Raw genomic sequence first — 259 nt, forward strand, 5'->3', positions numbered from 1 at the left:
GAATAGAAGTAAAAAGGATATTCATGGCGTTATTTTCATTATTAGTGGCAATTTTAGTTGAACGTTTGAAGCTGCTGCCAAGTGGTTGGCAGTTCGATAGCGTTATGACGCGTTACCAAAAACAGTTTTGGGATAGCCAATCACTTAAATCAGCATTTAGCGTTGCGATGGCGATTGTGCTGCCGGCTTTATTGGTGTTTGTGATCAGTTTTCTACTCGATGGTATATTTTTTGATTTATTGAGTTTGTTATTTTGGGT

1 protein-coding gene is annotated in these 259 nt (G+C 37.8%); it reads left to right on the plus strand.

What is annotated here, in order from left to right; genetic code table 11:
- Positions 1-23 precede the first annotated feature (23 nt).
- A partial coding sequence (gene ampE / locus AAEZ03_RS27995; protein ID WP_350583189.1) for a regulatory signaling modulator protein AmpE occupies positions 24-259 on the plus strand: 236 nt, incomplete at its 3' end.

The sequence above is a fragment of the Pseudomonas sp. HY2-MNA-CIBAN-0224 genome, from assembly GCF_040310285.1.
GTDB classification, from domain to species: Bacteria; Pseudomonadota; Gammaproteobacteria; order Pseudomonadales; family Pseudomonadaceae; genus Aquipseudomonas; species Aquipseudomonas helleri.